Raw genomic sequence first — 7,814 nt, 5'->3', positions numbered from 1 at the left:
CAGCCCCTGTGAGACGAGGATGGCCGTGGGCGACCCCCTGTACACCGTCACCACCATGCCGACGCGGCGCCGGCCCGACCGGCCGTTCGACCCGCCGGCCGAACTGCTCGAAGCCCGCCGCCATGGCCCCATCAGCCGTTACGTCTTCCCCGGTGGGGTGGACGGCTGGCTGGTCACCGGATACGACCTCATCAGGTCGGTACTGGCCGACCCGCGGTTCAGCTCACGGTGGGAACTCCTGCGCCACCCGACCGTCGACCACGGAGACGTCGAACTGGAACCGGCGCCCCCGGGCGAGTTCCTCTTCATGGACGAGCCCCGCCACGGCCGCTACCGCAAGCCGCTGATGGGCAAGTTCACCGTACGGCGCATGCGGCTGCTCACCGAAGGCATCAAGGAGATCACCGCCAGGCACCTCGACGCCATGGAACTGGCCGGACCGCCCACCGACCTGGTGACCGCGTACGCCAAACCCATCCCCGCGGTCACCATCTGCGAACTCCTTGGCGTTCCGCACGACGAACGCGACTCCTTCCAGAAACAGGTCGACGCCTTCCGGGACCTGGAGTCCGACCGCGACGACCTCATCGCGGCCTACCACGCGACCCGCGTCCACCTCGGCGCACTGATCGCCGCCAAACGATCCCGCCCCACCGACGACGTGCTCAGCGAACTGACCGACAGCGACCTCACCGACGAGGAACTGATCGGGATGTCCCTCTTCCTGCTCGCCGCGGGGCTCGACACCACCATGCACATGATCGGTCTCGGCACCTTCGCACTGCTGCGCCACCCCGAGCAGTTCGACGCGTTGCGCGCCGAGCCCGCACTCGCCGACCTGGCGGTGGAGGAACTGCTGCGCTACCTGAGCGTCGGCAAGACCTTCATGCGGACGGCACTGCAGGACGTGGACCTCGGCGGGCACACCATCAAGGCAGGCACCTCGCTGATCCTGTCCTACAACACCGCCAACCGGGACCCCGACCGCTTCACCGACCCCCACGTCCTGGACCTGCGCCGCCGGGAGGGCGTCCACATCGCCTTCGGACACGGCATCCACCAGTGCCTGGGCCAGCAACTGGCCCGCGTCCAGATGCGGGTGGCGTTCCCCGCACTGGTCGAGCGCTTTCCCACGCTCCGGCTCGCCGTACCCGCCGAAGAGATCGCCCTGCGCCCCGAGGCGGAGATCGCGGACGTCTACGGCGTGAAGAGCCTCCCCGTCACCTGGGACGCGTAACTGTGGTGAACGTGGATGCCGTTCGACGGCCCGCCACGGCAGATTGTGACCGAATCCGCTGCCTCTCCGTTCCCTTGTGAGGGATGTCGCCATGGGTGATCAAACTCAGACTCAAGTGCCGCTCCGGTACAAGTCGCCGCAACAGGACAGTGCCCGCTGGAACGACTTCCCGCTGCGCGAGGGAGACATCGTCGTCAGCAGCCCGGCGAAGTCCGGCACGACCTGGGTGCAGATGATCTGCGCGCTTCTCATCTTCCAGACCCCCGAACTCCCCAAGCCGCTGTCGACCCTGTCGCCGTGGCTGGACCAGCTCTTCACCCCGCAGGACCAGATGTACGCGCAGCTCGCCGAGCAGGAGCACCGCCGCGTCCTCAAGACGCACGTCCCGCTCGACGGGCTCCCGCTCGACCCGCGCGTCAGCTACCTCGTCGTCGCCCGGCACCCCCTCGACCGGGCCCTGTCCATGTACCACCAGGCCGCCAACGTCCGCGCCGAGTGGCTGCACGCCTTCAACAGCGACCAGGACTCCACCGAGTACTCCGGCCCGGCCTCCCTCACGCTCCCGCCGGCCCGCGAGTACCTGCTCAACTGGTGCCGCGCCGGCGAATCCGACGCCTGGGAACAGGACGTGGCCGCCGCCGAACTCCACCACCCGCTCGACGCCTGGAACCGGCGCGAGGAGCCGAACGTCAGGCTGCTGCACTACGACGACCTGTGCGCCGACCTGGAGGGCCAGATGTCGGCCCTTGCCGAGTGGCTGGGCATCACCGTGGACGAGTCCGCCCGGCCCGAGCTGGTACGGGCGGCGACCTTCGACGAGATGAAGGGGAAGGCCGCCCACCTGGCGCCGGACAAGGAGATCCTCGCGGACCCCGTGCAGTTCTTCCGGGCCGGACAATCCGGCGGCGCCCGCGACGTCCTGACCGAGGACGACCTCGACGCCTACCACGAGCGCGTCGGCGCCCTCGCCCCGAAGCCGTTCCTGGACTGGCTGCACGGCGCAGCGGCGGGCGCCCGCCCGTGAGCCCCCGACGGCTCCCCGCCGACGCGTCGCCCCGCCGCCCCCGTCACCGCTCGAAGGAGACCCCCGCTGTGCCCTCGTCCGCAGCACCGCAGCCCGCCACCGACCTCGACATCCGCCGCGTCGCCGGCGCCCTCGGCGCCGAGGTCCGCGGCATCGAGCTCAACGACCTCACCGACGCCCAGTTCGACCGCATCCACGAGCTCATGCTCGAACACCTCGTGCTGTTCTTCCCGGACCAGGAGAAGCTGACCCCCAAGGGGCACGTGGCGTTCGGCCGGCGCTTCGGCGAGGTGGAGGTCCACCCCTTCCTGCCCAAGCTCGAGGATCACCCCGAGATCACGGTCATCCAGCCCGACAAGGGCGGCAAGGCCGACGAGTGGCACATCGACGTCAGCTTCAGCCCCAGCCCGCCGATCGCGTCGATCCTGCACCTCATCGACACCCCCTCCGCGGGCGGCGACACCATGTGGAGCAACCAGTACCGGGCGTACGAGACGCTCTCCGAGCCGTTCCGCGAGCTGCTCGAAGGCCTCACCGCCGTCCACGTCCTGAAGATCCCGCCGGTCGTCGAGATGTCCGCCGAGCATCCCGTCGTGCGCGTCCACCCGGTGACCGGACGCAAGTCGCTCTACGTCACCCGGATGTGGACCTCGCACATCCCGCAACTCACCCGGCAGGAGAGCGACACCGTCCTGCAGCACCTGTTCGAGCACTCCGAGCAGCCGGCCTTCACCCTCCGGTACCGCTGGAACCCGCACACCGTGGCCCTCTGGGACAACCGCGTCACCCAGCACATCGCCATCAACGACTACCAGGAACACCGCCGCGGCCAGCGCGTCACGGTCAACGGGGACCTGCCGTCGAGCAACGCCCAGCGCCGGCCCGAGTACCGGCGCAACGGCGACGAGCGCTACTACCCGCGCCGCATCAACGCCAAGGTCGGCTACTGAGCGAGCCCTCTCGGCCATCGCCACCAGCCCACCCGCCCCACGGAGGAAGACGTGCGCGGAACCCAACAACCGGTCGACCGGGCACCCCGGCAGCCGCCGGGGCGAGCAGCGGCCGGAACACCGGGACTGGTCGGTGTCGGTACCGCCGTGCCGCCCGTCTCGTACACCCAGCGGGAGGTCCTCGACACCTTCGGCATCACCGACCGCCGCATCCGCTCCGTCTTCCTCGGCGGCAACATCGAGCGCCGCAACCTCACCCTGCCGCCGATCGGCCCCGACGGGAGGCCTGTCGAGGAGTCCCAGGGCGACCTGCTGCGCAAACACACCGAGACAGGGCTGAGAATGGGCCGGGAGGCCGTCGAACGCTGCCTGGCCGACTCCGGCGCGGAGCTCGCCGACATCCGCTACCTGTGCTGCGTCACCTCCACCGGACTGCTGACGCCCGGCCTGTCCGCGCTGCTCATCAGGGACCTCGGCATCCATCCGTCCTGCCAGCGCCTCGACGTCGTCGGCATGGGCTGCAACGCCGGGCTCAACGCGCTCAACGCCGTCGCGGGCTGGACCGGCGGACACCCCGGTGAACTCGCCCTCATGGTCTGCGTCGAGGCATGCTCCGCCGCCTACGTCTTCGACGGCACGATGCGCTCCTCGGTGGTCAACAGCCTGTTCGGGGACGGTGCGGCCGCCGTCGCCGTCCGCGCACCCGCGTGCCCCGACGACGAGGCGCCGCCGCCCGGCCCGGAACTGCTGAGGTTCACCAGCCACATCATTCCCGAGGCCGTCGCCGCGATGCGCTACGACTGGGACGACGCGCACGGCAAGTTCAGCTTCTACCTCGACGCCGACGTGCCCTACGTCGTCGGCGCCCACGCCGAGACCGCGGTCTCCCGCCTCCTCGACGGCACCGGACTGCGCACCGGGGACATCGCCCACTGGGTGGTGCACTCCGGCGGCAAGAAGGTCATCGACGCGATCCGGGTGAACCTCGAACTGTCCCGGCACGACGTGCGGCACACCACCGGGGTGCTGCGCGACCACGGCAACCTTTCCAGCGGATCGTTCCTGTTCTCCTACGAGCGGCTGCGCGACGAGAAGGCCGCCGCTGCGGGCGACCTCGGTGTCCTGATGACGATGGGGCCGGGCTCGACCATCGAGACGGCCCTGGTGCGCTGGTGAGGAAAGGAGCTGTTGCGACCATGAAGACGGGACGCGACCGGACGGGACTGCCCGAGGAACTGGGCATCCTGGTCCGTCTTGACGGCGGCAGTGCGCTGCCCGAGCTGACCGCGGCACTGGACGCGGTCTGCGAACAGGCAGCGGAACAGCGCGAACGGGCGGTTGTGGTCGTGCGGTACACGCCGTCGCCCCTCCAGCCCCGCGAGTGGCCCGGCGCAGCCTCCATCCAGGAGGTCAAACGCTGGGAGCGCGCCCTGCGCAGGCTGGAGCAGCTCGACCACGTCAACATCGCCGTCGTCGAGGGCACGTGCGGCGGACCGGTGCTCGACCTGCTGCTGGCTGCGGACTACCGGATCGCGGGCCCCGACCTGCGGTTGATGCTGCCGGTGAACGAGGGGCACTTCTGGCCCGGCATGACCCTGTACCGGCTCGTGCAGCACATCGGGCTGGCCCGCGCCCGCCGCATCGTGCTGTGGGACTCCGCCATCGAACTCCACGACGCCACGGAACTCGGCATCGTCGACCAGGTCAGCGAGGACCTCGACGAAGCCGTCCACACCGCGGCCGTGCTGCGCGGCCGGCTCTCCGACCGGGAGACCCGCATCCGTCGGCGACTCCTGGAGGAGGCCGCCACCGCCGAGTACGACGACGCGCTCGGCATCCATCTGGCCGCCTGCGACCGCGAGTTGCGGCGCTTGTCCGGCAGTGGCCATGACGGCCCTGAGCGCACGGAGGCGGCGGAATGACCACCCAGGCCTCCCACCGCGCCTCCACCGGCACTCCCGCCGGTCTCACCGGCGTTTTCGACGACGACGCACGACAGCTCGCCGAGTGCGCCGCCGAAGCCGAACAGGCCCTCGCGGCACTGCCGTCGGTACCGAGGCGGTCCACCGGCGAGCGGGCCCGCGCCGCAACCGTCCACGCCGAGGTGCGCCGCGTCCGCCGCGACTTCCTCTCCCGGCACTCCGAGACCGTCTACGACCTGCTCACCGACGGCCTGACTCGCCGACGCAGGCTGCCGGAGCTCGTGGACGCCGCCGCCGGCCGGGTGCCCGGACTGGTGCCGACCCGTGAGCAGATGGCCGTCGAACGCCGCTTCGCCCAGGCGGAGAAGGAAGGCCGCGAGATCGACCAGGGCCGGTTCTGCAGTGCCGTACTGCGCTCGCCCACCGCCGGCAGGCACCTCGTGGAGACGATGCTCGGACCCACCCCCCGCGCCCTGGAGCTCCTGGACGGCTTCCGCGCCGAGGGCCGAGCCGAACTGGACACCGTCCACGTCGAACGCCGCGGCACCGCCGCCCACGTCGAGTTCCGCAACCCCCGCCGGCTCAACGCCGAGAACGCCCGGCTCATCGCCGACCTCGACACCGCCGTCGACCTCGTCCTGCTCGACGACACGGTCCGTGTCGGCGTCCTGCGCGGCGGCATCGTCGACCACCCCGCCTACCGCGGGCGGCGCGTCTTCAGCGCCGGCGTCGACCTCACCGACCTGCGCGACGGCCGGATCCCGTTGGTCGACTTCCTCCTCGGCCGCGAACTCGGCTACGTCAACAAGCTCCTCCACGGCCTTCTGACCGACCCGGCCCCCGGCGCCGGGAGCGAACGGGGCGTCACCAAACCGTGGATCGGGGCCGTCGACACCTTCGCCATCGGCGGCGGCATGCAACTTCTGCTCGCCCTCGACCACGTCGTCGCCGAGGAAGGCGCCTACGTCAGCCTGCCCGCCGCCGAGGAGGGCATCGTGCCCGGCGTGGGCAACCTCCGCCTCACCCGGCAGACGGGAGCCCGCCTCGCCCGGCAGATCGTGCTCGGCGGACGCAGGATCGCCACCACCGACCCGGAGGCCGCCACGGTCTACGACGAGGTCGTGCCCGCCGACCGCATGGACGAGGCGGTCGAACGTGCCGTGGCGGGCCTTTGCGCCCCTGCGGTCGCCGCCAACCGGCGCATGCTCACCCTCGCCGAGGAACCCCTCGACCACTTCCGCACGTACCTCGCCGAGTTCGCCTTCGCCCAGGCGGACCGCGCCTACGCCCCCGACGTCCTCGACAAGGTCGAACGGCGCTGGCAGGAGCGTGAACGGCGGCGCGCCGCACGAGGGAGCCGGACATGACAGGCGCCCCCGACCTCTACGAGGCGGACCTGCACGGCTCCCTCGAGGACCCGGTGCTCGGCGCCATCGGCTTCCTCAACGAGGTGATGGGCCGTCACCCCGACGCCATCTCCTTCGCACCCGGCGCCCCCCACCCCGACTTCGCCCAGGGCCTGGACCTGCGTGCCCTGACCGACCGCTTCCTCTCCCACCTGCGCACCGACCGCGGCCTCGACCCCTCCCGCGCCGAGCGGATGCTTTACGAGTACGGGCCCGCCCAAGGCCTCATCAACGACCTCGTGACCGAGGCGCTGCGCACCGACCAGGACATCGACGCCGCACCGGGCGACGTTGTGATCACCGTGGGCGCCCAGGAGGCCATTCTGCTCACCCTGCGGGCGCTGTACCGGGGCGCCGACGACCTGCTCGCCGTGGCCGACCCGTGCTACCCGGGCGTTGTCGGCGCCGCACGGCTCCTCGAGATCCCCGTGACCGACGTCCGCGAAGGTGCCGCCGGACTCGACGTGGACCACCTCGCCGCGCGCTGCAGCCAGGCCCGCGCCCAAGGCCGCCGCGTCCGCGCCTGCTACGTCGCCCCCGACTTCTCCAACCCCGGCGGCGCCCGCATGCCCCTCGCCGCCCGGCTCGCCCTGCTCGACCTGGCCGAGCGCGAGGACCTCTTCCTGATCGAGGACAACGCCTACGCCTTCACCGCTCGCGAGGACCACGTCCTGCCCGCCCTCAAGGCTCTCGACACCCGGCGCCGCGTCGTACACGTGGGCACGTTCGCCAAGGTCGGGTTCCCCGGCGCACGCGTCGGCTACGCCGTCGCCGACCAGCGGGTCTGCCACCACACCGGCGAACGGTCACTCGCACAGGAACTCGCCGACCTCAAGACGATGGTCACCGTCAACACCTCACCGCTTTCCCAGGCCGTCGTCGGCGGCCTGCTCCTGGAACACGGGCGCTCCCTGCGGGCGCTGGCCCGGCGCAAGGCCGAACGCTACCGGGCCAACCTCGCCCGGCTGACCGACGCCCTGGAACGCCACCTGGCCGACGGCATGCCGCCGGGAGTCTCCTGGCACCGGCCGCCCGGCGGCTTCTTCGTCCGCGTCGACCTGCCCGTGCCCGCCGACCATGCGCTCCTGGAGGTTTCTGCGGCCCAGTACGGCGTGCTGTGGACGCCGATGCGGCAGTTCTCCCTCACCGACAGCGGCGACCGGCAGATCCGGCTGTCGTGCAGCTACCTGGAGCCCGACCGGATCGAGACCGGCGTGCGGCGCCTCGCGGGCTTCCTGACCAAGGAGGCCGCAGGATGACGGGCGGTCACCGCAC

7 protein-coding genes are annotated in these 7,814 nt (G+C 71.2%); all 7 read left to right on the top strand.

Annotated features, from left to right (window positions below; translation table 11 throughout):
• Nucleotides 1-19: 19 nt before the first annotated feature.
• The 7 genes from ACWFRJ_RS42725 (at nucleotide 20) to ACWFRJ_RS42695 (ending at nucleotide 7,798) form a co-directional block, all read left to right on the top strand.
• Nucleotides 20-1,237: a cytochrome P450 gene (locus ACWFRJ_RS42725; protein WP_453544151.1), complete on the top strand. Its 1,218-nt coding sequence runs from the start codon at nucleotides 20-22 to the stop codon at nucleotides 1,235-1,237.
• Between the two features lie 91 nt (nucleotides 1,238-1,328).
• Nucleotides 1,329-2,261, top strand: a complete 933-nt coding sequence (locus ACWFRJ_RS42720) for a sulfotransferase domain-containing protein (RefSeq protein ID WP_453544149.1) — start codon at nucleotides 1,329-1,331, stop codon at nucleotides 2,259-2,261.
• 68 nt (nucleotides 2,262-2,329) lie between these two features.
• Nucleotides 2,330-3,211 carry a TauD/TfdA dioxygenase family protein gene (locus ACWFRJ_RS42715; protein ID WP_453544147.1) on the top strand — a complete coding sequence of 294 codons (882 nt, stop codon included), beginning with the start codon at nucleotides 2,330-2,332 and terminating at the stop codon, nucleotides 3,209-3,211.
• Between the two features lie 51 nt (nucleotides 3,212-3,262).
• Complete coding sequence (gene dpgA, locus ACWFRJ_RS42710; protein ID WP_453544145.1) at nucleotides 3,263-4,387, top strand: 3,5-dihydroxyphenylacetyl-CoA synthase DpgA; 1,125 nt, start codon at nucleotides 3,263-3,265, stop codon at nucleotides 4,385-4,387.
• 20 nt (nucleotides 4,388-4,407) lie between these two features.
• Nucleotides 4,408-5,133 (top strand): enoyl-CoA-hydratase DpgB, encoded by a 726-nt coding sequence (dpgB, locus tag ACWFRJ_RS42705; RefSeq protein ID WP_453544143.1) that lies wholly within the window; start codon nucleotides 4,408-4,410, stop codon nucleotides 5,131-5,133.
• Nucleotides 5,130-6,500 carry a (3,5-dihydroxyphenyl)acetyl-CoA 1,2-dioxygenase DpgC gene (gene dpgC / locus ACWFRJ_RS42700; protein WP_453544141.1) on the top strand — a complete coding sequence of 457 codons (1,371 nt, stop codon included), beginning with the start codon at nucleotides 5,130-5,132 and terminating at the stop codon, nucleotides 6,498-6,500. The genes dpgB and dpgC overlap by 4 nt, the downstream gene beginning before the upstream one ends.
• Nucleotides 6,497-7,798 (top strand): aminotransferase-like domain-containing protein, encoded by a 1,302-nt coding sequence (locus ACWFRJ_RS42695; protein ID WP_453544139.1) that lies wholly within the window; start codon nucleotides 6,497-6,499, stop codon nucleotides 7,796-7,798. Before dpgC ends, ACWFRJ_RS42695 begins: the two co-directional genes overlap by 4 nt.
• Nucleotides 7,799-7,814 lie beyond the last annotated feature (16 nt).

This window comes from Streptomyces sp. NPDC055239 (assembly GCF_053606205.1).
This window is presented reverse-complemented; position numbering and strand designations above follow the sequence as displayed.